General features: G+C 52.4%; 24 protein-coding genes. 20 read left to right on the top strand and 4 right to left on the bottom strand.

From position 1 onward, the window contains the following. Nucleotides 1-12 precede the first annotated feature (12 nt). The 6 genes from SY83_RS21790 (at nucleotide 13) to SY83_RS21765 (ending at nucleotide 6,325) form a co-directional block, all read left to right on the top strand. Nucleotides 13-1,374 carry an NAD(P)-dependent oxidoreductase gene (locus tag SY83_RS21790; RefSeq protein ID WP_068610399.1) on the top strand — a complete coding sequence of 454 codons (1,362 nt, stop codon included), beginning with the start codon at nucleotides 13-15 and terminating at the stop codon, nucleotides 1,372-1,374. 18 nt (nucleotides 1,375-1,392) lie between these two features. After that, nucleotides 1,393-2,694: an NAD-dependent dihydropyrimidine dehydrogenase subunit PreA gene (gene preA / locus SY83_RS21785; RefSeq protein ID WP_068610398.1), complete on the top strand. Its 1,302-nt coding sequence runs from the start codon at nucleotides 1,393-1,395 to the stop codon at nucleotides 2,692-2,694. A 3-nt stretch (nucleotides 2,695-2,697) separates the two neighbouring features. Then, nucleotides 2,698-4,083 carry a dihydropyrimidinase gene (hydA, locus tag SY83_RS21780; RefSeq protein WP_068610397.1) on the top strand — a complete coding sequence of 462 codons (1,386 nt, stop codon included), beginning with the start codon at nucleotides 2,698-2,700 and terminating at the stop codon, nucleotides 4,081-4,083. Between the two features lie 16 nt (nucleotides 4,084-4,099). Beyond that, nucleotides 4,100-4,321, top strand: a complete 222-nt coding sequence (locus tag SY83_RS21775) for a hypothetical protein (protein ID WP_068610396.1) — start codon at nucleotides 4,100-4,102, stop codon at nucleotides 4,319-4,321. Next, on the top strand, nucleotides 4,311-5,786 hold the full coding sequence (locus SY83_RS21770; RefSeq protein ID WP_068610395.1) for a CoA-acylating methylmalonate-semialdehyde dehydrogenase: 1,476 nt from the start codon (nucleotides 4,311-4,313) through the stop codon (nucleotides 5,784-5,786). The genes SY83_RS21775 and SY83_RS21770 overlap by 11 nt, the downstream gene beginning before the upstream one ends. A gap of 140 nt (nucleotides 5,787-5,926) precedes the next feature. Next, nucleotides 5,927-6,325: an MmcQ/YjbR family DNA-binding protein gene (locus SY83_RS21765; protein ID WP_068610393.1), complete on the top strand. Its 399-nt coding sequence runs from the start codon at nucleotides 5,927-5,929 to the stop codon at nucleotides 6,323-6,325. On the opposite strand, the gene mobA is transcribed toward SY83_RS21765, so the two are convergent. Beyond that, nucleotides 6,308-6,949, bottom strand: coding sequence for a molybdenum cofactor guanylyltransferase (gene mobA / locus SY83_RS21760; RefSeq protein ID WP_068610391.1), 642 nt, complete (start codon nucleotides 6,947-6,949; stop codon nucleotides 6,308-6,310). The genes SY83_RS21765 and mobA overlap by 18 nt on opposite strands. Then, the gene (gene mobB / locus SY83_RS21755) at nucleotides 6,946-7,485 is read right to left on the bottom strand and encodes a molybdopterin-guanine dinucleotide biosynthesis protein B (protein ID WP_068610389.1); all 540 of its coding nucleotides are present in this window, start codon (nucleotides 7,483-7,485) and stop codon (nucleotides 6,946-6,948) included. Before mobB ends, mobA begins: the two co-directional genes overlap by 4 nt. 198 nt (nucleotides 7,486-7,683) lie before the next feature. Between mobB and SY83_RS21750 the strand changes: the two genes are divergently transcribed. From SY83_RS21750 to SY83_RS21720, 7 genes are all read left to right on the top strand, one after another. Then, entirely contained in the window at nucleotides 7,684-8,046 is a 363-nt protein-coding gene (locus SY83_RS21750; protein WP_068610386.1) for a Na-translocating system protein MpsC family protein, read from the top strand. 128 nt (nucleotides 8,047-8,174) lie between these two features. Then, nucleotides 8,175-10,526, top strand: a complete 2,352-nt coding sequence (locus SY83_RS21745; protein ID WP_068610384.1) for an FdhF/YdeP family oxidoreductase — start codon at nucleotides 8,175-8,177, stop codon at nucleotides 10,524-10,526. 60 nt (nucleotides 10,527-10,586) lie between these two features. Continuing rightward, nucleotides 10,587-11,354, top strand: coding sequence for a formate dehydrogenase accessory sulfurtransferase FdhD (gene fdhD / locus SY83_RS21740; RefSeq protein WP_068611290.1), 768 nt, complete (start codon nucleotides 10,587-10,589; stop codon nucleotides 11,352-11,354). Next, nucleotides 11,351-12,736 (top strand): molybdopterin molybdotransferase MoeA, encoded by a 1,386-nt coding sequence (locus SY83_RS21735; RefSeq protein WP_068610382.1) that lies wholly within the window; start codon nucleotides 11,351-11,353, stop codon nucleotides 12,734-12,736. Before fdhD ends, SY83_RS21735 begins: the two co-directional genes overlap by 4 nt. Nucleotides 12,737-12,888: 152 nt before the next feature. Further along, the gene (gene fdhA, locus SY83_RS21730) at nucleotides 12,889-14,103 is read left to right on the top strand and encodes a formaldehyde dehydrogenase, glutathione-independent (RefSeq protein ID WP_068610379.1); all 1,215 of its coding nucleotides are present in this window, start codon (nucleotides 12,889-12,891) and stop codon (nucleotides 14,101-14,103) included. Between the two features lie 89 nt (nucleotides 14,104-14,192). Next, on the top strand, nucleotides 14,193-14,582 hold the full coding sequence (locus SY83_RS21725) for a DUF423 domain-containing protein (protein ID WP_068610377.1): 390 nt from the start codon (nucleotides 14,193-14,195) through the stop codon (nucleotides 14,580-14,582). 177 nt (nucleotides 14,583-14,759) lie between these two features. After that, nucleotides 14,760-15,062, top strand: a complete 303-nt coding sequence (locus SY83_RS21720) for a YunC family protein (protein ID WP_068610375.1) — start codon at nucleotides 14,760-14,762, stop codon at nucleotides 15,060-15,062. 55 nt (nucleotides 15,063-15,117) lie between these two features. Here SY83_RS21720 and mtnA read toward each other — a convergent pair whose 3' ends face one another. Together mtnA and mtnK are read right to left on the bottom strand one after the other, a co-directional pair. Continuing rightward, nucleotides 15,118-16,224 carry an S-methyl-5-thioribose-1-phosphate isomerase gene (gene mtnA, locus SY83_RS21715; protein WP_068610372.1) on the bottom strand — a complete coding sequence of 369 codons (1,107 nt, stop codon included), beginning with the start codon at nucleotides 16,222-16,224 and terminating at the stop codon, nucleotides 15,118-15,120. Between the two features lie 44 nt (nucleotides 16,225-16,268). Next, a complete protein-coding gene (gene mtnK, locus SY83_RS21710; RefSeq protein WP_068610371.1) occupies nucleotides 16,269-17,489 on the bottom strand; it encodes an S-methyl-5-thioribose kinase in 1,221 nt (406 codons plus the stop codon). Between the two features lie 168 nt (nucleotides 17,490-17,657). Here mtnK and SY83_RS21705 point away from each other — a divergent pair, with 168 nt between their 5' ends. From SY83_RS21705 to SY83_RS21675, 7 genes are all read left to right on the top strand, one after another. Next, complete coding sequence (locus SY83_RS21705; RefSeq protein WP_082882682.1) at nucleotides 17,658-18,242, top strand: DUF1802 family protein; 585 nt, start codon at nucleotides 17,658-17,660, stop codon at nucleotides 18,240-18,242. 203 nt (nucleotides 18,243-18,445) lie between these two features. Next, nucleotides 18,446-19,231 (top strand): Fe-S cluster assembly ATPase SufC, encoded by a 786-nt coding sequence (gene sufC / locus SY83_RS21700; RefSeq protein WP_068610366.1) that lies wholly within the window; start codon nucleotides 18,446-18,448, stop codon nucleotides 19,229-19,231. Nucleotides 19,232-19,252: 21 nt separating this feature from the next. Then, nucleotides 19,253-20,560, top strand: a complete 1,308-nt coding sequence (gene sufD, locus SY83_RS21695) for a Fe-S cluster assembly protein SufD (RefSeq protein WP_068610364.1) — start codon at nucleotides 19,253-19,255, stop codon at nucleotides 20,558-20,560. Beyond that, nucleotides 20,557-21,783 carry a cysteine desulfurase gene (locus SY83_RS21690; RefSeq protein WP_068610361.1) on the top strand — a complete coding sequence of 409 codons (1,227 nt, stop codon included), beginning with the start codon at nucleotides 20,557-20,559 and terminating at the stop codon, nucleotides 21,781-21,783. The genes sufD and SY83_RS21690 overlap by 4 nt, the downstream gene beginning before the upstream one ends. Further along, nucleotides 21,770-22,201 (top strand): Fe-S cluster assembly sulfur transfer protein SufU, encoded by a 432-nt coding sequence (gene sufU / locus SY83_RS21685; protein WP_068610359.1) that lies wholly within the window; start codon nucleotides 21,770-21,772, stop codon nucleotides 22,199-22,201. The genes SY83_RS21690 and sufU overlap by 14 nt, the downstream gene beginning before the upstream one ends. Before the next feature lie 37 nt (nucleotides 22,202-22,238). Beyond that, entirely contained in the window at nucleotides 22,239-23,636 is a 1,398-nt protein-coding gene (sufB, locus tag SY83_RS21680; protein WP_068610356.1) for a Fe-S cluster assembly protein SufB, read from the top strand. Between the two features lie 134 nt (nucleotides 23,637-23,770). Then, nucleotides 23,771-24,985 (top strand): C40 family peptidase, encoded by a 1,215-nt coding sequence (locus SY83_RS21675; RefSeq protein ID WP_068610354.1) that lies wholly within the window; start codon nucleotides 23,771-23,773, stop codon nucleotides 24,983-24,985. Nucleotides 24,986-25,030 lie beyond the last annotated feature (45 nt).

Below are 25,030 nucleotides of genomic sequence, written 5' to 3'. Positions count from 1 at the left end.
AGGAATGAAAAGATGGCTTCTACATTCATCTCGGTTCAGGATCTGGAGCGGAATTTCCGGGAGGTGAAGCGGGTGATGCGGCCGAAGGAAGCGCAGGAAGAATCCAACCGCTGCCTCTATTGTTATGACGCTCCATGTATTAAGGCATGTCCGACAGGAATCGATATCCCCTCCTTTATAAAGAAAATAGCTACAGGTAACCTCAAAGGTTCGGCAAGAACCATTATGGACGCGAACCCCGTAGGAGCCACATGCGCACGGGTTTGTCCGACCGAGGAGCTGTGTGAGGGAGCGTGTGTATTGAATGAATCATCAAACCCGATTCGCATCGGCGATCTCCAAAGGTATGCTACCGACTGGGCAATCCAGAGCGAGCAGGCACTGTTCAAAGCGGGTGAGCCCAACGGTAAATCCGTCGCGGTTGTAGGCGGCGGTCCGGCAGGATTGTCGGCTGCGCGCGAATTGGCCCGGTTTGGGTTTGCCGTCACCTTGTTTGAGAGCAAGGAGCAAGCAGGCGGTTTGGATACCTACGGCATCGTGTCGTTCCGGCTGCCTCAGGAAATTTCCTTGTGGGAGGTTGAACAAGTAAAGGCGTTAGGCGTGAATATCCGCACTCAGGTCCAAGTCGGCCGCGATATCTCCCCTTCCGAATTGTTATCCGCATATGATGCAGTTGTGCTGGCTGTTGGCTTGTCCGCTGTGCCCAGGTTAGGGATTGAAGGGGAAGCTTCGCCCGATGTATATGATGCTGTCGAATTTATCGAGTCGACCAAAGGTCCCTTTTTGCGCACAGACTTCACGGGGAAAGAAGTGGCCGTCATCGGCGCGGGCAATACAGCCATCGATGCGGCCACCTGCGCTGTAAGGCTTGGCGCAGCGAAAGTAAAGATTGTATACAGGCGTACCCGGCAGGAAATGACGGCCTATGATTTCGAATTCGAATTTGCGAAAGCGGACGGCGTGGAGTTCGAATGGCTGACCGCCCCCTCCCGCTTGGTGACGAGGCCGGACGGTACATTGGCTGGGGTTGAATGCGTAAAAATGCAAGCGCAGGTCGGCCACCCACTTGCTGATGACAAACCAAGCCTCGTCCCTGTTGAACATTCCGCTTTTCTTTTGCGAGCGGACGCGGTCATATTGGCTATCGGCCAAACACGACATACCGCGTTCGTTGAGAGCTGGGGGATCGAGCATAGGAGGGGAACCGTTACCGTCAATCCGGACACGATGCAAACCTCAGATCCTCGTATTTACGCGGCGGGCGATGTCATCTTCGGCGAGGGGCAAGGAGAAGCCATGGTTGTATCCGCCGCTCAGCAAGGCAAGAAGGCTGCAAGGGCAATACACCAATTGCTTGCATCAGCTAAACCATAGTTTGAGGAGGGCTCGTCCATGGCAGACTTAACAACGAATCTGGCAGGAATTCGATCCCCCAATCCGTTCTGGCTCGCATCCGCGCCGCCGACCAACACGGGTTATCAGGTGCAGAGGGCATTTGAGGCGGGATGGGGAGGGGCTGTGTGGAAGACGCTGGGGGACCCGATTATCAATACCTCCTCTCGCTTTGCAGCTATTCATTTTAACGGTCAACGGGTAGCTGGTTTTAACAATATTGAGCTGATTACCGACAGACCGCTGGAGGTCAATTTACAGGAAATATATGAAACCAAAAAACGGTTTCCTAACCATACCCTTGTCGCATCGCTCATGGTCGAACCGAAACGGGACAAATGGCACGAGATTGTAAAGCGGGTCGAGGCGGCGGGCGTGGACGGTCTGGAGCTGAATTTTGGCTGTCCGCACGGCATGGCTGAACGCGGGATGGGGTCCGCCTCAGGACAACAGCCGGACCTTGTCGAGGCTCAGACCGCTTGGGCCAAAGAAGCCGCTCAAACGCCGGTAATCGTTAAGCTTACGCCTAACATTACCGACATTACAGCTACAGCTAAAGCGGCTGTACGGGGCGGAGCGGATGCCATCTCGCTGATCAACACCATCAACTCTTTAGCCGGGGTTGATTTGGACACATGGAACACGATTCCGCATGTCGGCGGCAAGGGCGCGCACGGAGGATATTGCGGACCGGCGGTTAAGCCGATCGCGCTGAATATGGTGGCGGAATGCGCGCGGAACAATTTCGTGTACGTTCCCATATCCGGCATCGGCGGCATTGCCACGTGGAAGGACGCTGTTGAATTCCTCCTGATGGGGGCTTCAAACGTACAAATATGCACGGCAGCGATGCATCACGGCTTCCGGATTGTCGAAGACCTGATTGACGGCCTGACCCTTTACCTGGAAGAGAAAGAACTCGAATCCGTACATGATCTAATTGGAAAATCGATCTCCAAATTTTCGGATTGGGGCGACCTGGATTTGAATTATGCGGTCGTAGCGCGAATCGATACCGACACCTGCATTGAATGCAATAAATGTCATATTGCCTGTGAAGACACATCCCATCAATGCATTGAGCGCTTAACGGACGCCGCCGGCGCCACTTATCTCCAAGTTCGGGAAGAAGATTGTGTGGGTTGCAATCTGTGCGCGATTGTCTGCCCTGTGGAAGGGGCGATTGAAATGGTGGAGCTGCCTTCAAGGGAAGTGCCCATGAGCTGGAATCAACGCCAGGCGGCGCTGGCGGAGCTTGGGGCTGTCAGCGAATTGGGAGATCAGGATAAGGAGGGACTGTAAACTATGGGCAAAATCATGATCAACGGAACCATCGTAACGGCCGCGGATACGTATCAGGCGGATCTTCTGATCGAGGACGGAAAAATTGCCTCTATCGGAAAAGGCCTAAACCGCGAAACACATGAGATTGTAGACGCTTCCGGTTACTATGTGTTTCCAGGAGGTATTGATCCGCATACCCATTTGGATATGCCTTTCGGCGGTACGGTCACGGCGGATAATTTCGAGACCGGCACTCGCGCCGCAGCTTTCGGTGGGACAACGACCATCATTGATTTTTGTCTGACGGATAAAGGTAAACCGCTCTCGGACAGCATCCGCACATGGCATGATAAATCGCGGGGCCAAGCTGCCATTGATTACAGTTTTCATCTGATGATCGGGGAGATGAATGCGGAGGTATTGGCGGAGCTGCCGGAGGTAATTCGCGAAGAGGGGATTACCTCGTTTAAAGTGTTCATGGCGTACAAGAACGTATTTCAGGCCGATGACGGGACCCTTTTTCAAACCTTATTGGCTGCCAGAAAGCTCGGTGCGTTGGTCATGGTTCATGCGGAAAACGGGGATGTCATCGACTATCTGATTCGTGAAGCTTTGCAGGCGGGGAACACAGAGCCCATCTATCACGCGTTAACGCGACCGCCGGTGCTCGAAGGAGAGGCCACGGGCAGAGCGGCGAAATTAACGGGTTTGGCGCAGTCACAGTTGTACGTCGTACACGTAACTTGTGCGGAGGCTGTGAAGCAAATTGCGGAAGCGCGCGCGAGCGGTGTGGAGGTATGGGGTGAAACCTGCCCGCAATACCTCGTGCTGGATCGTTCCGCCTTGGAAGGTCCAGACTTTGAGGGAGCCAAGTACGTGTGGTCCCCGCCGCTAAGGGAAGCAGAGCATCAAGAGGCCTTGTGGAACGCGTTGCGATGCGGGGAACTGCAGACGTTGGGGTCGGATCACTGTTCATTTAATTTTAAGGGGCAAAAGGATCTGGGTCGTCATAATTTCAGCCTTATTCCGAACGGGGGTCCAACGATTGAAGATCGGTTTTCCATTCTGTACTCCGAAGGCGTGGCCAAAGGGCGGATCGGGTTGAACCAGTTCGTGGATATCGTGTCCACTCGGTCCGCCAAGCTGTTCGGACTGTTTCCCCGCAAGGGTACGATCGCCGTCGGCTCCGACGCCGATCTTGTGCTGTTTGATCCGGTTGTTGAACGAACCTTATCTGCGGAAACCCATCATATGAATGTGGATTATAACCCCTTCGAAGGACTGAAAGTAACAGGTGAGCCGGTTTCGGTTTTGGTCCGGGGGGAGTTTGTTATTCGCGACAAGGTGTTCGTAGGGAACAGCGGCACAGGGCAATACTTGCGGCGGGTGGGCTATTCCGGAGGATGAAGAGAGGTGTAACACTATGGGTGCATATGAAGAATTTCTAGAAGAGAGATCCCGGTTGGACGGTTATCTAGAGCAGGAGTACAGAATTATTGGAATCCAAGAGGATCTTCAGGGGGCGGAGGTGAGGCTCCTGTCACCGGAGGGAAAACCTGTATCGATTAGACTCGGGTCGGCCGACAGCCGAAAGTATATCGCAAATCGAATCATCGCGGAGCGGAGGACACAAGATGAACAATGAGGTCACGACACGGTCCGGAAACGAGGCTGACCCGCTTAACAACTGGATCGCAGGGGTAAGCGTTCCTTCGGCAAGCAAGCGATTCGACAACGTCTTGAACCCGGCCGACGGGAAGGTGCTTGCCCAAGTTCCCTTATCGACCAGTGAGGATACGGATCGTGCGATCATGGCCGCCAGGGGTGCTTTTCCGGAATGGAGCCGAACACCAGTCCCCCGCAGAGCGCGTGTATTATTTCGCTATTGGCAACTTCTGCAGAAGCATGCGGATGAGCTTGCGAGAACGATTACGGCCGAGAATGGAAAGAGCTTCAAGGAAGCTCAAGGCGAAGTGCTTCGCGGGATCGAATGTGTGGAATTCGCGGCAGGAGCTCCCACGCTCTTGATGGGCTCTGTACTGGCGAATATCGCGACTGATCTGGATTCGGAGATGTTTCGGGTGCCACTCGGTGTCATTGGCGGGATCACCCCGTTTAATTTCCCCATGATGGTGCCTTGCTGGATGTTTCCTTTGGCCATTGCGTGCGGAAATACATTTGTACTGAAGCCTTCAGAGCGAACGCCGCTGACCGCCATGAAGTTAGCGGAGCTTATGCATGAAGCCGGGTTGCCGAACGGTGTGCTGAACGTGGTGCACGGCGGCGAGGATGTCGTGAATGAACTGACAAGCCATGAGGGGGTTGCGGCGATTTCCTTCGTCGGCTCACAGCCTGTAGCCAAGTATGTGCATGAACGGTCGTCGGCGCATGCTAAGCGCGTTCAGGCATTGGCCGGCGCCAAAAACTTTCATATCGTCATGCCGGACGCGAATGTAGAGAAAACGGTGGAAAATATCATCGCATCATCCTTCGGAAGCGCAGGCGAACGCTGTATGGCCTGCTCCGCTGTGGTGGTTGTCGGCGACGGAGAGACTTTCATGGAGGCCCTCCTCAAGTCGGCAGAAGGGATGGAAGTCGGACCCGGTATAGAGGAAGCGGCGTTGACACCGGTGATCCGGCTTGAGCATAAGCAACGCATTGAACATTATATTGAGCGGGGTGTGGAAGAGGGAGCTCAGCTTCTGCTGGATGGGCGGTTGCACCGTCAGTGTGAGAACGAAGGCTACTACCTTGGCGCTACCATCTTTGATCGGGTGAAGCCGGAGATGGCCATTGCCCGGGAAGAAATCTTCGGACCCGTGCTGTCTGTGTTTCGGGCTGAACAATTGGATCAAGCTCTTGAGATTGTTAACTCCTCCCGATATGGTAACTCCGCGGTAATTTATACGGAGAATGCCAAAGCGGTCCGTCAATTTCGCGAGGAGGCGGAGGCGGGGATGCTCGGGGTAAACGTCGGTGTACCTGCGCCCATGGCGTTCTTCCCGTTTTCCGGATGGAAGAATTCCTTCTATGGCGACCTGCACGCGAACGGTAAAGACGGGGTAGAATTTTATACGAAGAAGAAAATGATGACTTCAAGATATTTCTAAACAACTGACAGGTTAAGTACGGCCTCTTCCACGCTGCAAAGGGAGGGGTCATTTTATTTTTGAAATTGAATGTGCAACATGTTATGGTATTGGCAAAATCCAAATGCAACTAAGCTGAACATTTCAGGGGGAGATCAAGCATGGAGACAGAGCGGTTGATCACAACCGATAAAGGCTTGCGTTTGCTGGCTCGTATTCGGACAATCTGCATGGCATTACCGGAAACGGAAGAGAAGATCGACGGCTTTGGGCATACTTCGTTTCGGGTTCAGGATAAACCTTATGTCATGATGGGGCAAACCGGCGACGTGGCGAACCTGCATTTGAAGACGGATAAAGAAACCCAATCGCTGTTGCTTGCTCGGGAGGATGACGCCTATCGAATGACGCCGTATATTGGCCGTCATGGCTGGGTGACCGCCGTGCACGCAGATCCCGATGCCGACGCCGCCGTCTGGTACGAGCTTACGGAACTTATTACAGAAGCTTACCTTCGAACCGCTCCCAAGCGGTTACGAAACTCATTCCTGCGATCTTGATGAGATACGTTGAAGGTAAGCTTGGTATTCTTCAGGCGAATTGAGATTTCTGAAACAATCTTGCTGATCATAATCCACGATCCGGGATTGAAGTTGGTCCACGAAAGACCAGAGACGCAGCTTGTCTAGCTGCAGGAATGCTTCGGCGTTCGAAGTGAGCCGGCTATGATAGAGAGCATGCAGCGGCTGTCTGTCGCAGCCCACCCAATCCGGATCGTCGCTTGTTTCCTGGACCAATCTTTCATAGAGTACCGAGTCGATCCACGGCATATCGCAAGCGACAACGAATCCGTACCCCGTTTGGCGTAATGAATCCAGTCCGGCGTGGATGCCCGCAAGCGGCCCTTTGCCGGGATATTGATCCAGGGTAAAGGACACTGAAAACGGCTCTGCCGTCAGCAGACTGCGATAATGTTCCAGCTTCTCGGCGAGGCAGACAACGGTAACACCATCGCAAAGCTGTGCCAATTGTCTGCAAGACCGTACAAGCAATGGCTGTCCCGAAACCTCCAGCAGCGCCTTATCTGTTCCCATCCGGGAGCTGCGTCCTCCGCACAGCAGAATGCCTTGCACATAAGGCCGTGAGTTATGGATGGGATCAGGATTCATCATGCTATTGTTCATAAGTGTTCTCCCCCGAATGGCAACATGGGTTTACCGCCTTTTCCTCTCCAGGTTTGCAGATGCAATAGAATTCCGTCCACATCGTCAATCGACAACACCGGCACACCAACATCCGCAGGCAAGCCCTCAGTCCGCCAAGCAGCTACGGCAACCGGATCTTCAAGCTCATACACCAATGCGATATCCTCCGGCGCCTGCACACATATAATTTTGGGATAACCCGCTTGCTTAAAGCCTTCCACGAAGATGAAATCCACGCTTTGCATCTGTGCAATCAACGCGTCCAATGTCGTGGGTGCGGTTGTAATCAACGCTGTTTGGCAATCTGAAGTAATAGCCGTGACCGCCGCTCCGGCTTCCCGGTGCTGCCAAGTATCTGAGCCTTGCTTGTCCAACTCGGCGTTGTGCGCGTCCCGTTTAATCACGCCGACGCTCAACCCCAGTTGAGCCAGTTTGGGGATGAGGCGGCAGATGAGCGTGGTTTTGCCCCGATTTTTGTACCCTACGAATTGAATGACCGGTTTCTGCTGTTCCATCCCGCTTAAACTCCCCTCAGGTAATCTATTCCATAGAAGTTGTTGTCATGAGTGCGCTTTCTTGGTAAGATAATCTTACCTAACCAGCGTAAATAATGGAAGACGGGACTGACACGGAACAGTGAACCTGTCACCGATTCTCCCGATGCACGAGATTAACTATCGAGCCATCTGGTCGGTACATGAACGGAGCGCCTGATGAATAAATATGAAGCTGAGTTCAGCAATTTGGTCAAGGCTTTTCGCAAGCGGCATATGGGCAAAGGCCCGAGGGAAGTATCCACTACGTTCTGCAAGCATTGGGCGATCTGCGAGATGAGCGGAAATTTGTCACCTGTGGAGAAGTTTATCGCAACCAAGGACGACGGGAAGCAGCTGCTCCGGGATGCGCGAACGCAGATGGTGAAGGACATGTACCGCAAGCACCGTCCGGTCGAGATGGAAGAGCTGCTAGGCGCCGTGTTTGTCGATTTGTTTGTAGACATCGATATTGATCAGGACTTCGGCATTTCGGTGTTCGTGTTCGACCGGAACATTGAAGCTAAATTTACAATTGAATAATACGCCTGTTGGCACTTGGCAGCGATCCTGCCCAAGACTAACCATTGTGAGAAGGACCTCTTCGGAGTGGACTTTTGCGATGGTTTTTTTATGACCAAAATTAATTCACACCAAGGAGGATTCTGCCCATGAGCACAACGAAGCATAGCGGGCCGATCAAGCTCCCCGCCAAACCGGATTCAAAGCTGTGGGTCAGCCGCATTCCGTTCGGACTCGGGAAAGTAAAGCCCCATCATATTCGAGATACGCTCAAGGTCGCTTGGGACAATCGGGACGCTTTGCCCTACGCATACCGGATGCTCACTCAGGGCGTATGCGACGGGTGCGCGCTAGGGGTATCCGGGCTTTACGACAGAACGCTCGAAGGTCCGCATCTGTGCACTACGCGCTTGAACCTGTTGCGCCTGAACACGATGCCGGCCATGAAGGATGCGCATCTGTACGCCGACATGGACGCGCTGCGCAAGTTGAACAGCGCGGAGCTTCGCAAGCTTGGCCGTATACCATACCCGCTGCTGCGGGAGAAAGGCGAGAACCGGTTTCGCCGCATAACCTGGGACCAAGCGCTGGAGCGGATCGCGAACAAGATTCGCAGCCTTCCTCCTAAGCAGATCGCCTTCTATATGACGGCAAGAGGCATTACGAACGAATCGTATTATGTCGGCGCCAAGACCGCGCGATTCCTGGGCACGAATCATATCGACAACGCTTCGCGGATCTGCCACTCGCCTTCGAAGACGGCATTGAAGCGTTCGGTCGGCGTCGGCGCTTCCACCTGTAACTATAAGGACTGGATCGGTACGGATGTGCTGGTGTTCTGGGGCAGCGTCGCGGCGACCAATCAGCCGGTGTCCACAAAATATATGTATGCAGCGAAACGAAAAGGCACAAAAATCATTGTCATCAACCCTTATCACGAGCCGGCAATGGACGCTTATTGGATTCCCTCGGTGCCGGAATCGGCCTTGTTCGGTACGAAGCTTGCGGATGATTACTACAAGGTGAACATCGGCGGTGATATCGCATTTATGAACGGCGTGATGAAGGCTTGGTTTGAAATGGAAGCGACAACTCGGGGTTCCGCTGTGGATTGGAATTTTATCGGGGACCATACGACCGGTATCGAGCCGTTGCAGACACATATCGAGAAGCAAAGCTGGACACAGCTGGAAGCCTCTTCAGGCTTGTCCAGAACCCGGATGACGGAATTCGCCGAGCTTCTGGCCAAGGCGCGTACCGGCGTCTTTGTGTGGAGCATGGGATTAACGCAGCACCGGTTCGGTACCGATAACATCTCGCAAGTCGCGAATCTGGCCCTGCTGCGCGGATTTCTCGGCAGAGAGCATTGCGGCTTAATGCCGATTCGCGGACACAGCGGCGTGCAGGGTTCCGGCGAAATGGGAGCGGACCCTTTCTCCTTGCCCGGCGGCGAATTCAACGATGTGGATATAGAGCGAATTGAAGGTCTCTGGGGCTTTTCCATTCCGCGATGGCATGGAGACATTGTCGGTGTATCGTTGGAGAATGCGTTGCTGCCAGACAGCGATGAGCGAAAACTGAAGCTCTTTTACACTTCCGGAGGTAATTTCCTCGAGACGATGCCTGATCCGGATGAAATGCGCAGAGCGCTTGAAAGCGTAGAGATTCGGGTGCATCAGGATATCGTCTTCAACACGTCCACACTGGTGGACGCCCGGGAAGCGGTAATCGTGCTGCCGGCGATGACACGGTATGAGCAACCGGGAGGCGGTACGTCCACTTCAACGGAGCGAATGGTTTACTTCTCGCCGGAAATTGAAGGTCCGCGGATTGGCGAAGCCCGTGCTGAATGGCAAATCTACAGGGATTTGGCGGTTCAGGTGCACCCTGAGCGCAGAGAGCAGATTTGGTTTGACCATGCTGCTGCGATTCGAGAGGAAATTGCCCGCGCGGTGCCTTATTACGACGGCATTCAAGAACTGTCCCGACAGGGCGATTTCTTTCAGTGGGGAGGCGCGTGGCTTTGCGAGGGCGGCACTTGTCCGACGCCTGACAGTCGAGGCAGGCTGATCCCGATTGAATTGCCCGAGTTAAGAAAAGCCGAAGGACGCTTTTATCTGACTACTCGAAGGGGAAAGCAGTTCAATTCTCTCATCTTCGGAGATCAGGATCCCTTCAACGGCGCGGATCGCGGCGATGTGCTCCTATGCGCGGACGATGCGGCGAAGCTCGGGTTGGCAAGCGGCGAATCGATTGTTGTTTACAACGAGCATGGCAGATTTCAAGGCCGTATACGCTTAGCCGATATCAGGGCGGGGAATGCAGCCATGTTCTGGCCGGAAGCGAATCCGCTGCTCCCCAAGGGCGTATACGAGCCCCATGCCGGCATTCCCGAATATAATACAGGTGTCATGATAGAGAAGGCGGATTCGTTCTATAGCCGAAAGGATCGGAAGTTGGCGCGAAAGCCTGAGGAAGAATCGGACAACGAAGAGGAGTGAGATCGCAGGGTGGAACTTCAAAGCAATGCGGATTGGGAAGTCATTCGATATGATGCGGGCATGTTATTCAGAAGCCAAGATCGGATTGCCACGGAATGGCCGTTGACGATCAAGGTGAACGGGGAGGAGTTTGCTACGCTCGTATGCACACCATCCGATCTGCTGGAGTTGACGTATGGCTTTCTGGCGTCGGAAGGATGGATTCGGACATCGAACGATGTGAGCCGGGTGGATGTGGATGAAGGCACAGGCTTCGCGCATGTCGAGTTGCATCGGAAGAATCACATGCGGTCAGGGGATCACAGCAAGCGTTGGATTGGTTCGTGTTGTGGCAAAAGCAGGCAGTTCTACCTTCGAAGTGATGTCCAAACAGCCAGAACGATCATGACAAGTGTTCCGATTACGGTAGAAACCTGCTTCCAATTGATGAATGCGCTTCAGCGGGAATCGGCGGATTTCGAACAGACCGGCGGTGTACATAATGCCGCCCTCTGCGGGTCCGACGGACTATTCCTGGTCCGATCCGATATCGGCAGGCATAACGCGCTGGACAAACTGTACGGATATTGCCTGCTCCACCGCATTTCCATGCGCGATAAGGTCATCGCGTTCAGCGGGCGGATGTCCTCCGAGGTGGTCCTCAAGGCGGCGAAAATGGGGGCGGGAATTCTCCTCTCCAAGTCCGCGCCTACCGATCTCGCTTTAAAGCTGGCCAATGATCTCAACATCACTACGGTTGGATTCATTCGGGGCAACCGATTAAACGTATATACTCATCCGGAACGAATCTTGGATACGGCTGTCATGACCAAAGAGGAACCGTTATGATCACCAGGCGTAAAGCCCGCAGAGTAAGGAGCGGAGTTTCTGTAGCGGAGGCGCAACAGAGGTTGATTGAGACGTGTCTTCCGCTCGGGACGGAATACGTAGCATTCGTGGAAGCGGCGGACAGGGTCGCGGCGGAAGACGTGATGGCGATGTTTCCGATGCCCCGTTTTGAGCGTTCAGGCGTGGACGGATACGCGGTTAACTTAAGCGTCGAAGAAGGAATTACAGCGGGGAAGACGCGGCCATGTCTTGTGGTAACAGAAGATATTTCGGCCGGGAGTAACTTTCCGCGGCCGCTTGATCCCGGGACGGCGGCTCGCATCATGACGGGCGCGGAAGTTCCCGAGCGCGCGACGTCGATCGTCATGCTGGAGGAAACAGATGAATATACGAAAGGCAACAGATTATATATTCAATTGAAGCATGACGTCATTCCGGGCAGGCACATCGCGCGGATCGGTGAAGAATGGGAGCGCGGCGAGGTGTTGATCCCTCAAGGGCGCAGGCTCGGCGGGTCCGACATCGGTCTGCTTGTTGCGGCGGGCCATCGCCGGATTCGTGTGTACAGGAAGCCGCGCGTAGGGATCATCAGTATCGGGAACGAACTCCTTCACCCGAGACCGGATGCGGGAGGCAAGATGGATGAAGCCATGCCGGCGGGCATGATCCACAACAGTAACGGCGCCATGCTAGCCGCCCTCGTCAGGCAATATGGCGGTATACCTTACGATTACGGCATTATCGAAGACGATGCTTACAAGGCGCGAGATTTCATTCGCTCAGTAGCCTTGAAGACGGACTTGGTTATTACGACAGGAGCTGTCTCCGTGGGTGAACGGGATGTCATGGCGGAAGTATTCGTTCGCGATACTTGCTTATTATTCAATAAAGTGTTCATGCGGCCCGGCAGTCCGACATCGGCAGGGCTGTTGCCTTTGACGGCCCCGGGGGATTGCGGCGATAAGCATATAGAGTCGGGGGAAGAGGGGGAGGAACATCGCCCTGGGCTCCTGCTAAATCCACATTCCACGCATCGTCTGGTGCTCGGACTTTCTGGCAATCCCGGTGCTTGCTTTGTCGGATTTGAACTGTTTGCGTCCCTCTGTATAGGCGCTCTGCAAGGAGCGCCTTTCACGAAAAAAGACGCGCTGCACGCCTTCTTGTCAGAGCCGGTCCTCAAGGGAAGCCCTCATCCCCGCTACCTTCAGGGAAAGCTGCGCGGCGATGCCGGTATGCTCCTCGCCGAGCCCTTACCTCATGCCCGCTCCAGTATGATGCGTTCGGTGCCCGAAGCAACTTGTCTGATTGTGCTTCCGGGCGGCGGTAAACCGGCGCTGAAAGGCGCTTTGGTTGAGATTATTCCGCTCGGCGGATTTCGTTGACGGATTTTGCCAGTTGAAATACAATGATTTAAAGCGTTTACAAGGATTTCTCGAAGGGAGGGCAGGCCGAAGACCGGAGAGATGGAGAATTGGCGCAATGTTGACTATCGGAATTTACTAAATAAATCATATAGCTGAGGAGATGCTTACATATGGCGGGAAATCGCGCGGTCGTTTACGCAGAACCGGGAAAAGTTGAAGTTCGAAATACGGAGTATCCAGATCTGGTCCTGAAAGACGGTCCAGGGGTCAACCCTAGGAATATCGGGCGTAAATGCGAGCACGGCGTTATTCTTAAAGTTATAACTACGAATATATGCGGCAGCGACCAGCATATGGTGCGGGGAAGAACGACGGCGCCAAGCGGCCTTGTGTTGGGACATGAGATTACAGGCGAGGTCATTGAAGTCGGACGGGACGTAGAGTTCATCAAGAAGGGGGATCTCGTCTCGGTCCCGTTCAACATTGCCTGCGGACGTTGCCGCAGCTGTAAGGAACGCAACACGAACGTATGTCTGAATGTCAATCCGGATCGTCCCGGATCTGCTTACGGTTATGTCGACATGGGCGGCTGGGTCGGAGGTCAATCCGAATATGTCATGGTACCTTATGCCGACTTTCAGCTGTTGAAATTTCCAGATAAAGATAAAGCAATGGAGAAAATTATGGATTTAACGATGCTGTCAGACATCTTCCCAACAGGCTATCACGGAGCGGTCAGCGCAGGCGTAAAACCTGGATCAACCGTCTATGTGGCCGGTGCGGGTCCTGTCGGCTTGGCGGCGGCCCATTCCGCACAGCTGCTCGGGGCGGCGGTTGTTATCGTCGGCGACCTGAATGCGGAGCGGTTGGCGCAAGCCCGCAGCTTCGGATGCGAGACGGTTGACCTGAGTGTGCACAGCAACCTTGGCGAGCAGATCGACCAACTGTTGGGCGTGCCCGAAGTAGACAGCGCGATTGACTGCGTAGGTTTTGAAGCTCATGGACACGGCAAGGGGCATGAGGAGGCGCCTGCAACGGTGCTGAACTCCATCATGGAAGTGACGCGGGCCGGCGGCAGACTGGGTATTCCGGGACTGTATGTAACGGGGGATCCGGGCGCCGTGGATGAAGACGCGAAGATCGGTACGCTGAAGATCCGCTTCGGCTTGGGCTGGGCGAAGTCGCATACGTTCGTGACCGGACAGACGCCGGTTATGCAGTATAACAGGGATCTGATGATGTCTATCATGTCTGGTCGCGCGCAGATTGCCAAAGCCGTAAACGCTACCCGAATTTCACTGGAGGAAGCTCCTGGAGCTTACCAGGCATTCGATAGAGGGGCTTCCAGAAAATTCGTCATTGACCCGCATGGTTTAGTGAAGTAGCACATAGCCGATGTTTCCTCCGGTTGCTTCCGCCGTCGGAATCTCCTAAGATAGAAATGATGAAAGATGAAATCCGGAGGTAACAGCTTATGCAAACGACTAATAAATTCATCCTTTGGGGAGCGGTATCCGCCTTCCTGGCGGTCGCCATCGGCGCGTTTGGAGCGCATGGTCTTGAACCGGTTTTGGAGGAACACGGCACGAAAGCAACGTTCGAGACAGGTGTGCAGTACCATATCGCGCATGCTCTGGCGCTGTTATTCCTGGCTTCACTATCGGATAAGTTCACAGGGAGCAAGCGTTGGACTTGGGCAGGAACGATGTTCCTGACAGGGATGATCTTATTCTCCGGCAGCTTGTATATTCTAAGTGTCACGGGCATTAAAGTGCTTGGAGCGATAACACCGCTTGGAGGCGTTGCATTCTTAACGGGGTGGACATTAGTTGCTATGACTGCCGTACAACGGAATAAACCATAATGAAATTTACTTAAAGACCATTTCGTCGGAAATGGTCTTTTTCACGTGCCCTGTGTGCAAGAGCGGAAACTAATCTTTGGGGCGCCTCCGCATGATTTATTTAACCATCGTCACAACAATCCGCCTTGTGCATATACATAAAGAAGTATGAACTTCATATCGGATGGGGGAGAGACTATGGTAAGAGTTGAACCAATCGCGATAGGGGATAAAACAGCGATCGGCATCGAGGTTAAGTTGCCAAAGACGACGCTGGTTGTGGTCACGACGGACAAAGGGTACATCATGTGCGGTGCGCTGGATGTCGCTTTGCTGAACGAACGATTGCGGGATCGGGAAATTATCGCGGGACGCGCCTTAGGGGTGAAAACACTGGAGGATTTGCTCGAAGCTCCATTGGAATCCGTCACGCATACCGCGGAAGCGCACGGAATTGTTAAAGGGATGCAGGGAAGAGAAGCTATCCTTCGAATGATGTAGAATACAAGAAACCCGCCATGTTCCAACAGGAACGGCGGGTTTCTTCACGGCTGACCTAAATGTCGAACAACTTGGCCAAATTCACGTTATATGGCGGGTAGACAATTCCTTTTTCCGTAATAATGGCGGATACATATTCGTTCGGCGTTACATCGAATGCCGGGTTAAACACCTTCACGCCTACAGGGGCCGTGCGTTTACCAAAGCCTTCGGTGATTTCGCTGTCCGGGCGTTCCTCGATCGGGATTTCATCGCCCGTTGGGGTGGTCAGATCGATGGTGGATAAAGGGCATGCCACGTATACGGGAATGCCATGCGCTTTGGCCAGCACGGCGACACTGTAAGTTCCGATCTTGTTGGCCACATCGCCGTTGGCGGCAACGCGGTCCGTGCCGACAATGACCGCCTGCACCCAGCCTTTGGACATGACCATGCCGGCCATGTTATCGCAGATCAGCGTCACGTCGACGCCGGCCTGCTGCAGTTCAAAGGCGGTCAGCCTGGCGCCCTGCAGCACAGGGCGTGTCTCGTCCGCGAACACGCGGAGCGAGATCCCGCGCTCCTGCGCGAGATAGATCGGCGCGAGCGCGGTGCCGTACCGCGCCGTCGCCAAGCCTCCGGCATTGCAGTGCGTGAGCACGCCCATGCCGTCTTGGAACAGCTCCAGGGCGTGCTCGCCGATGAGGCGGCAGGTTTCCTCGTCCTCGGCCTGGATGCCCAGCGCTTCCTCCAGAAGCGCCTGTTTCATCCCGGCCGGGGTGAGATCCTGCCGCGAAGCGAGCTCGTCCGCCCGGGCTTTCATGCGGTCAAGCGCCCAGAACAGGTTGACCGCGGTAGGGCGCGAAGTGGCCAGATACTCGGCCTGCTTCCGCGTTTCTTCAAGCACCGCGGCCGCATCGCCCCCGGCATCCCGGATGCCGAGGTAGACGCCGAACGCGGCGCTGATGCCGATGGCGGGGGCGCCGCGCACCGCCAAGTGACGGATTGCCTCCCATACGTCCCGGGAGGTGTGAAGCGGCAAGTACCGGATTTCTTCCGGCAACAGCCGCTGATCAAGCAGATCCAGCCTGTGCTCCGAAGCGTTCCAGCGGACGGATTGGATCCAACCGGCTTGTCCGTCAGTAGGTTGTGTCTCTGTATGAATAAATTCTTCGGGGGTCATGATGGTACTCCTCTCTTTACAAATAAGTCTTGTAGTATGCTAGGTTATGCTTTAACAAACGAGCTTTGTTGCTCGGCAATTTCAATGACTTCATCAATCGTAACGGCCCGGCGATTCAGTTTCACAAGGGCTTTACCTACAGCCAGCGCAAGTCGCTGAGCCCTTTCGCGCGTCGCGTCATCGGTCAGGGTATCAATATCAGCAACGTGAGCCAGACCAACGATGCGGCGAATCATTTTGGCGCCCGCGAATCCGATGGCGTCCTGCAGGACGGATTTCACATAGACATCCTGAAACGCTGTTGACGCTTCAGACATTCGGTCCTGGATCTGATCATCCCACAACTTGCGGAATTTCGTCTCAAATCCATTCCAGACCTCTCTCACGGTTTCAAGCAAATAGGCTCTGTAAGCAACTCTCTCCGCTTCATCCCGGGTCCAACCTTCCTGACCCGCGTAATTCAACAGCAGATTTGCGATAACGGCGCCGATATCAAATCCCATAGGGCCATAATAGGCAAATTCAGGGTCAATTACTTTCGTTGAATCCTCGCGAATGAACACGCTGCCTGTGTGCAAGTCCCCGTGTAAGAGCGCTTGCGCATGCGTGAGAAACTTATGACGAAGCAACGCGATTTCCAGGTGAAGTTCTCCGTCGTGCCACAGCATTTCGGCCTCGTCGCGAATCGATTCGGCGAAATTGTTGGTGTCCGCATCCCGGTAAGGATCGTCGAAGATCAGATCCTCGGTAATTTTGCACAACTCCGGATTAATAAATCGCTTGACCTGCTCTTTCTTCTCTTGCTGATTCATGCCGAGATCGGAAGTGAAAAAGAGCGTGTTCGCGAGGAAAGTGGAGATGTGATCGGCAAACAGCGGATAACGGTTGCCCTCAATCAGCCCTTTACGCATGATGACATGGTCGCTTAGATCTTCCATGACAATTAATGACATCTCCGGATCGTACAAGTGGACATGAGGAACCAAACCAGGACATAAAGTACCCTCAAGCAGCAAAGCTTCGCTTTCAATACGGGCCCGGTCCAGCGTCAGCGGCCAGGATTCCCCCACGACTTTGGCGTAGGGCAGAGCTTGTTTCATAATGATACTGCGGGATGCGGAAGCATCCTTGATATGAAACACCAGGTTTAAATTGCCGTCGCCGATTTCACGGCTGGTCAATTCGGCTCCGGGACTAAACAAGCCGGGTAAAGTACGTGCTATTTCGATCGCTTCTGCTTCGTTCAGCGGATGGTAAGCGGACATTGCGTAAAAACCTCCCCAGAATACATGATAAACGCGAGCGCATTTGAACCTATTATAAAATAGAACCCACATGATGAACATACCTAATCCTCAGACCATAGTTTGCAGTTGTTTTCAGCAGGAAGCTTCATTATAATTTTGGTATTCATGTTGGCAGAGGAGGAAATAATGATGTTCATACCGGAGTCCATCGCGCTCAAGGAATGGGCGGTCACCACAAAGGCGCTGCAGGAAGGCGCGCAGATCATCATGATGCGAAAAGGCGGAATTGTGGAAGAGACGCGGCATTTTGAGGTGCGAAGCCATACCTTCTATCTTTATCCAACCTACGAACATCAGAAAAAAGAATGGATCAAAGAATCACACCGTCTTGAAATTGACGAAACGCTTGTGAATTGGGATCAGACAGGGCAGACTGTTACAGTGTCCGCATGCGCCAAGGTTGTGGAAAGTATTGAAATAACGGACACGGAAGATTTAATCCGCATTGCTGATTTTCATATCGGTACGGACGCTTTTGCCGAAGAACGGTTGAAATGGAAACGTAAGCAGCCTCTACACTTGCTTGTTCTACGCGTGTATATGTTGGAGAATCCCGTGACTCTGCCGGTTGTGCCGGAATATCTGGGGTGCAAATCGTGGGTGCGGTTGGAACAAGACCGGATGGAAGCTGCGGGCCCCTTGTCCCCCGTGCTGAATGATACCGAATTTGAGAAGGAACATCTGCGTTTAAAACATGCGCTTGCCACGTAAAGTCGACCTGCTAAGGAGTAATGTAGACCATAACCTTCTTTTTTTGAGCAAAAGCTTGTCCGGTCATTGGTCTTTATCCGGGAGATATGTTAAGCTATATTTATATTGAGAATCATTGAGAATCAAATTAGAATAATTACTAAATAAGAAGAATTCCACTCGGGATTTTTCTCATTATACTTATTTCACGGAGGTAACATTTCATGTCCACATTGCAATTTACAATAGAAGGCTTAAAAGCCACTATTGAAGGGAAAGAAATTCTGAAAGGCATTAACCTGGATATTAAAGGCGGCGAAATACACGCGATCATGGGACCGAACGGCACAGGTAAGAGTACCCTTGCTTCCACGCTTATGGGCCACCCTAAATATGAAGTGCAAGACGGCTCCGTTACATTGAACGGCGAAGATGTGTTGGATATGGCCGTAGATGAGCGCGCCCGCGCCGGCCTGTTCCTGGCGATGCAGTATCCAAGCGAGATCACAGGTGTAACCAATTCCGATTTCCTTCGCAGCGCAATCAATGCGCGCAGGGAAGAAGGCAGCGAGATTTCACTGATCAAGTTTATCCGTCAGATGGAAAGCAAGATGAAAGAGCTAGAAATGAATCCCGAGTTTTCACACCGTTACTTGAATGAAGGCTTCTCCGGCGGCGAGAAGAAACGCAACGAAATTTTGCAAATGATGCTATTGGATCCGAAGCTTGTCATACTGGATGAAATTGATTCCGGCTTGGATATTGACGCTTTGCGTATTGTTGCCGCGGGTGTTAACGCGATGCGCGACGAGAACCGCAGTTTCCTGATCATTACTCACTATCAGCGTTTGCTTGATTATATTACTCCGGATCATGTTCACGTGATGATGCAAGGCCGCATCGTGAAGTCCGGAGGACCTGAATTGGCTAAGCGTCTTGAAGCCGAAGGCTACGACTGGGTGAAAGAAGAACTCGGCATCGTGGACGAAACTGTAGGCGAGAGCGTCTAACCAAAGGGGGAGCAAAGAAGCATGAGCACAAATACCATTCTTCCGTTGAACCCGGACGCGGTCCGTGCCTTATCCGAAAGCAAGAGCGAGCCTGCATGGCTTGCTGAACTTAGGCTTAAAGCATTGGAACTTGCCGGTCAACTGGAACTTCCGAAACCGGAAAAAACAAATATTACCCGCTGGAATCTGGATGCCTACGGAGCGCCTAAAGCGTCCGCACCGATCGCTTCTCCGGCAGAATTGCCACAGGAAGCGTTAGCTTTAATTACGGAAGCGGCGCAGGGCGAGAACCTGCTTGTTCAGAAGGATTCAAGCGTAGTTTATACGCGGTTATCCGCCGAACTTGCCAGTCAAGGCGTTATTTTCACCAGCTTGGAAGAGGCAGCCCGCGAACACGCCGAATTGGTTCAATCTTACCTGATGCAAGCCGTGCTTGTTGAAGAGAATCGCTTAACAGCACTTCACGCGGCAGCATGGAACGGCGGGGTTTTCCTTTATGTGCCCCGCAACGTGGACGTGAAGGTTCCTCTTCAAGCCCTATTCTACGCGGAGGACAGTTCCGCTACATTCGCGCCGCATGTCTTGATCGTGGCCGAGGCGAACTCCCGCGTTACTTACGTGGATAACTACCTTTCCTCCGACAAAGGGAAGCCTCAGGTGCACAACGGTGTTGTAGAAGTGTTCGCCAAACCGGGAGCTAAGGTTCAATATTCCTCCATTCACGCGTTCGGCGACCATGTGGTGGATTTATCCTACCGCCGTGCCGTGTTAGAGAACGATTCACGGATGGAATGGATTGTCGGCGAGTTGAATGACGGTAAAGCGGTTAGCGAAACCACTTCTATTCTTAAAGGAAACGGTTCGGAATCGGATGCCAAGGTGTTATGCGTAGGCTCGAACGATCAGAGCCTTAACATTACGACACATGCCATTCACTTCGGAATGGACTCCGACAGCCAGATGATTACGCGCGCCGTTATGAGAGACAGCGCCAGCGCCATCATTAACGGGATTACTAAGATTGAGAAGGGCGCCACACGAGCTAACGGAGAACAGACCGAGAAAGTGTTGATGCTGAGCCCCAAAGCGCGCGGCGACGCGAATCCGATTTTGCTGATCGATGAAGACGATGTTACGGCAGGACATGCAGCTTCAGTAGGTCAAGTGAATCCTGAGCAGGTTTACTACATGATGTCTCGTGGTATAAGTAAACAAGAAGCTGAGCGTCTCATTATTTATGGATTCCTTGCGCCTGTTGTTGCCGAAATTCCGTTGGAACCCATTCGCAATCAATTACAGGGTATGATTGAAAGGAAGTTAGGGCGATGAATTCCTCACAAATCCGTGAGCTTTTCCCGATCCTACAACAAGAAATCAACGGCCACCCGCTTGTCTATCTGGACAGCGCAGCCACTTCCCAGAAACCGGAATCCGTCATCCATGCCGTCAAACGCTACTATGAATGGGACAACGCGAATGTACATCGCGGTGTGCATACACTTGGATCCCGCGCGACAGACGCTTACGAAGGTGCGCGAGAAAAGCTGCAGAAGTTTATTAATGCCCGTTCCACGCAGGAAATTATTTTTACGCGCGGAACAACAACGGCTATTAATCTGGTTGCTTCAAGCTACGCGCGGGCTGTGTGCGGTGAAGGCGACGAAATCGTCATTACTCCGATGGAGCATCACAGCAACTTAATTCCTTGGCAGCAGGTCGCGAAAGCGACCGGCGCCGTTCTGAAATATATACCGTTACAGCCTGACGGTTCCATTACGATTGCGGATGCGGAAGCCACAATTACAGAAAGAACGAAGTTTGTTTCTGTCATGTACGTCTCGAATGTGCTGGGTGTCGTTAATCCGGTGAAGGAAATCGCCGCGATTGCACATCGTCACGGCGCCAAGATGCTGGTTGACGGCGCGCAAAGCACACCCCATATGAAGATCGACGTACAAGATTTGGATTGTGATTTCTATACGCTATCCGGTCATAAGATGTGTGCGCCTACCGGGATCGGGGCATTGTATGGAAAGAAAGTACTTCTTGAAGGTATGGAACCGATTGAATTCGGGGGCGAAATGATTGACCATGTGGATCTGTATAACTCCACTTGGAAGGAGCTTCCTTGGAAATTCGAAGGCGGAACGCCGATCATCGCAGGCGCTGTCGGACTTGGAGCGGCTATTGATTTCCTTCAGGAGATCGGACTTCATAACATTGATGCTCATGAGAAGCAGTTAACAGCCTACGCGATGGATCGAATGAGCGGTATTCCCGACATCAGCATCTATGGTCCGCGCGATAACCGAGCCGGACTCATTACCTTTAATCTTGGCGATGTGCATCCGCATGACGTGGCTACGGTGCTGGACACTGAAGGTATTGCCATTCGTGCCGGTCATCATTGCTGTCAGCCCCTGATGCGCTGGTTAGAAGTGTCTGCTACGGCGCGCGCCAGCTTCTATCTCTATAATACGGAACAAGATGTTGACCGCTTAGTCGAAGCCTTACTAAAAACAAAGGAGTACTTCGGTCATGCAATTGGATGATTTGTACAGAAGAGTCATAATGGATCATTATAAAAATCCGCGTAACCGGGGCCAGCTTGAAGACGGAGCTGTTACCATCGAATTGAATAATCCGACTTGCGGTGATAAGATCCAGCTGCAAATGCAAGTGGAGGACAATATCGTGAAAGCGGCGAAGTTCGTCGGTGAAGGATGTTCCATCTCGCTCTCTTCCGCATCCATGATGACGGAGGCCGTCAAAGGTCATACGTTGGATGAAGCGCTAGAGATGGCTGAGAAGTTCTCGTCCTTGATGAAAGGCGAAGAGGTTGACTTCGGGGACTATGAGGATCTGGAGGCGCTCTCGGGTGTCAACAAGTTCCCGGCTCGCATCAAATGCGCTACATTGGCTTGGAACGCCTTACGTAAGGGTATCGAGCAATCCGAACATAAATCTTAATTTCAACTTCAACATCAATTTACAGGAGGTATGTGCCATGGCTAAACAAATGCCGGAAATGGAAGATTACAAGTACGGCTTCCGTGACGAACATAAGTCCATCTTCCAATCAGGAAAAGGCTTAACGAAAGAAATCGTCATCGAAATTTCCAAAATGAAGAATGAGCCCGAGTGGATGTTGGATTTCCGTTTGAAATCCTTGGAGCAGTTCTACAAAATGCCTATGCCAACATGGGGCGGGAATATGGATGACTTGGATTTCAATGAAATCCAGTATTATGTAAAACCGTCTGAGAAGCAAGGGAAAACTTGGGAGGAAGTTCCTTCTGAAATTAAGGAAACTTTCGACAAGCTGGGTATCCCGGAAGCGGAGCAGAAGTTCCTTGCCGGCGTATCCGCTCAATATGAATCCGAAGTCGTATATCACAGCATGCAGAAAGATCTTGAAGATCAAGGCGTAATCTTCACGGATACGGATACGGCATTGCGTGAACACCCGGAGCTGTTCCGTAAATTTTTCGGTACGATTATTCCTCCGAACGACAACAAATTTGCGGCATTGAACAGTGCCGTATGGTCCGGCGGAAGTTTCATCTACGTTCCGAAAGGCGTGAAATGTGAAGTGCCTCTACAGGCGTACTTCCGTATCAACTCCGAGAACATGGGACAGTTCGAGCGTACACTGATTCTAGCGGATGAAGGCAGTTCCGTGCATTATGTAGAAGGCTGTACAGCGCCAATATACAGCACGAACTCGCTTCACAGCGCGGTTGTTGAAATCCTTGCCATGAAGGACGCGCGCGTGCGTTATACAACGATACAGAACTGGGCGCCTAACATCTACAACTTGGTTACAAAGCGTGCGGTAGCTGAAGAAAATGCAACCATGGAATGGGTTGACGGTAACATCGGTTCGAAGCTTACCATGAAGTACCCCGCTGTTGTTCTCAAAGGTCGCGGCGCTAAAGGGATGGTACTATCCATCGCGGTTGCCGGCAAAGGTCAGCATCAGGATGCGGGAGCCAAGATGACTCATCTTGCGCCGGATACGTCCTCCACCATTGTGTCGAAGTCCATCTCCAAGCATGGCGGCAAAGTGACTTATCGCGGTTTGGCTTCCTTCGGACGTAACTCCCAAGGTTCGAAAGCGAACATTAAATGCGATACGTTAATTATGGATAAACAGTCTACTTCGGACACAATCCCTTATAATGAGATTCTGAATGATAACATCACGTTGGAGCATGAGGCTACGGTTTCCAAAGTATCCGAAGACCAATTGTTCTATCTGATGAGCCGCGGCTTAACGGAAGCGGATGCGACTCAGATGATCGTTATGGGCTTTATCGAACCGTTCACCAAGGAATTGCCGATGGAATACGCGGTGGAAATGAACAGATTGATTAAGTTCGAAATGGAAGGCTCAATCGGATAATAAATAGTCCAATACAGAATGATCATAAAGGCATAGCCGCTTGCGGCTGTGTCTTTTCTTTTGCATAAATTCACTTTGGGAACCTCATGCTAATGGATGACATGCAAGTAACTTAAAGCGGAAGGGGACTCCAAGTGAATCAACCAAAGAAACACCGCAATGATAAATGGATTATGGCGGCTATAGCCGGCGGGATCTTGTTACTGCCGAGTTGCGGAGGGACAGGTCAGAATCAAAGCCAAGGTCTGTCCGAAATCCCGCCTCACTTACAACATGAAGGTCAATTACAGGAACAACAGTTACAAATGCAACAAGGAGAGCAAAGGCGTCAAATTCGGGAGATGCAGCTTAAAGGCCGGGGCGCGGCGGATATCCCGCCAAATGGCGGAACCGGAAGATTTCGAATGCAGAGTGGCGGCTTAAGCCCGGTGACGATTCCCTATATGGAGCGGGAAGGGGAGAAATATATTTCGGTTTCTCAGCTCGCCGAAACACTGGAATTCCGTTCTAAGTTCAACGAAAGCGCGGGCATTCTGAAATTAGGCGATTACGGCGAGGAGTTTGAGTTCAATGTGAATTCCAATGTTGTAAAGACTGAGGGCGAGCAGATCCAGCTTAGCAAACCGTCCGTTCTTATCAACGGAGGCGTTTATATGCCTGCCTCCGCCGCTGAGGATATGTTTCGTAACGATATGAACGCTCAAGCGGGAACTGACGGACTTGTGTTGTCCCCTTCCTCCATTCCCGTTGACGGGTTAAACTTTAATGATGGGGATGAGGGGAATGACCCGAACCTCAATTTCGGAGACGAACCTCATTCACCATCGGGTGAAGAAGATCAGGGAAGCAAAACTCAAGGGAATGAAGCTCAAGGCAACGAAACTTCAGGGGATGGCACTTCACCATCCATGAACGGAGATCAGGAAGAGGCTTTGCCTGCACTTGTTTCCGCGAATGAATCCAGTCTACTCTCGACTGCGAAGAAGTATATTGGCGTGGATTACGAATTCGGCACAGAATCCTATCCGAAATCCGGAACGTTTGATTGCTCTACATTTACTCAACATGTGTTTGATAAATACGGAGTGAATTTGCCTCGTACGGCCCGTTCACAAGCAAGGAACGGCATAGAAGTAAGCCGGAAAAATCTACGGCCCGGCGATTTGATGTTCTTCTACGTACCGGGACGTTTCAAATCCAACCGTACGATTGGCCATGTGGCCATTTATATGGGGGACAACCAAATGATACACGCTTCACCAGAGCCTCAAAACGGAGTCCAAATTACGGATATCAATAAAGCATATTGGAAGAGAACGTTCCTGACCGCGAAGAGATTGGTTCAATAGGGCGGCCAAAGATTCTGTACGCATAAAAAACCGCAGAGCGGGCTC

Source organism: Paenibacillus swuensis (assembly GCF_001644605.1).
In the GTDB taxonomy this organism is placed as follows: domain Bacteria; phylum Bacillota; class Bacilli; order Paenibacillales; family DY6; genus Paenibacillus_N; species Paenibacillus_N swuensis.
This window is presented reverse-complemented; position numbering and strand designations above follow the sequence as displayed.

Coding starts and splice junctions, on each gene's coding strand:
- sufU (WP_068610359.1), top strand. CDS start 21,770: ATGCAATTGGATGATTTGTACAGAAGAGTCATAATGGATCATTATAAA.
- fdhD (WP_068611290.1), top strand. CDS start 10,587: ATGTTATTCAGAAGCCAAGATCGGATTGCCACGGAATGGCCGTTGACG.
- sufB (WP_068610356.1), top strand. CDS start 22,239: ATGGCTAAACAAATGCCGGAAATGGAAGATTACAAGTACGGCTTCCGT.
- SY83_RS21735 (WP_068610382.1), top strand. CDS start 11,351: ATGATCACCAGGCGTAAAGCCCGCAGAGTAAGGAGCGGAGTTTCTGTA.
- SY83_RS21725 (WP_068610377.1), top strand. CDS start 14,193: ATGCAAACGACTAATAAATTCATCCTTTGGGGAGCGGTATCCGCCTTC.
- preA (WP_068610398.1), top strand. CDS start 1,393: ATGGCAGACTTAACAACGAATCTGGCAGGAATTCGATCCCCCAATCCG.
- SY83_RS21745 (WP_068610384.1), top strand. CDS start 8,175: ATGAGCACAACGAAGCATAGCGGGCCGATCAAGCTCCCCGCCAAACCG.
- sufD (WP_068610364.1), top strand. CDS start 19,253: ATGAGCACAAATACCATTCTTCCGTTGAACCCGGACGCGGTCCGTGCC.
- SY83_RS21750 (WP_068610386.1), top strand. CDS start 7,684: ATGAATAAATATGAAGCTGAGTTCAGCAATTTGGTCAAGGCTTTTCGC.
- mtnK (WP_068610371.1), bottom strand. CDS start 17,489: ATGTCCGCTTACCATCCGCTGAACGAAGCAGAAGCGATCGAAATAGCA.
- hydA (WP_068610397.1), top strand. CDS start 2,698: ATGGGCAAAATCATGATCAACGGAACCATCGTAACGGCCGCGGATACG.
- SY83_RS21775 (WP_068610396.1), top strand. CDS start 4,100: ATGGGTGCATATGAAGAATTTCTAGAAGAGAGATCCCGGTTGGACGGT.
- SY83_RS21720 (WP_068610375.1), top strand. CDS start 14,760: ATGGTAAGAGTTGAACCAATCGCGATAGGGGATAAAACAGCGATCGGC.
- SY83_RS21790 (WP_068610399.1), top strand. CDS start 13: ATGGCTTCTACATTCATCTCGGTTCAGGATCTGGAGCGGAATTTCCGG.
- mobB (WP_068610389.1), bottom strand. CDS start 7,485: ATGGAACAGCAGAAACCGGTCATTCAATTCGTAGGGTACAAAAATCGG.
- sufC (WP_068610366.1), top strand. CDS start 18,446: ATGTCCACATTGCAATTTACAATAGAAGGCTTAAAAGCCACTATTGAA.
- fdhA (WP_068610379.1), top strand. CDS start 12,889: ATGGCGGGAAATCGCGCGGTCGTTTACGCAGAACCGGGAAAAGTTGAA.
- SY83_RS21765 (WP_068610393.1), top strand. CDS start 5,927: ATGGAGACAGAGCGGTTGATCACAACCGATAAAGGCTTGCGTTTGCTG.
- SY83_RS21705 (WP_082882682.1), top strand. CDS start 17,658: ATGATGTTCATACCGGAGTCCATCGCGCTCAAGGAATGGGCGGTCACC.
- mtnA (WP_068610372.1), bottom strand. CDS start 16,224: ATGACCCCCGAAGAATTTATTCATACAGAGACACAACCTACTGACGGA.
- mobA (WP_068610391.1), bottom strand. CDS start 6,949: ATGAACAATAGCATGATGAATCCTGATCCCATCCATAACTCACGGCCT.
- SY83_RS21770 (WP_068610395.1), top strand. CDS start 4,311: ATGAACAATGAGGTCACGACACGGTCCGGAAACGAGGCTGACCCGCTT.
- SY83_RS21690 (WP_068610361.1), top strand. CDS start 20,557: ATGAATTCCTCACAAATCCGTGAGCTTTTCCCGATCCTACAACAAGAA.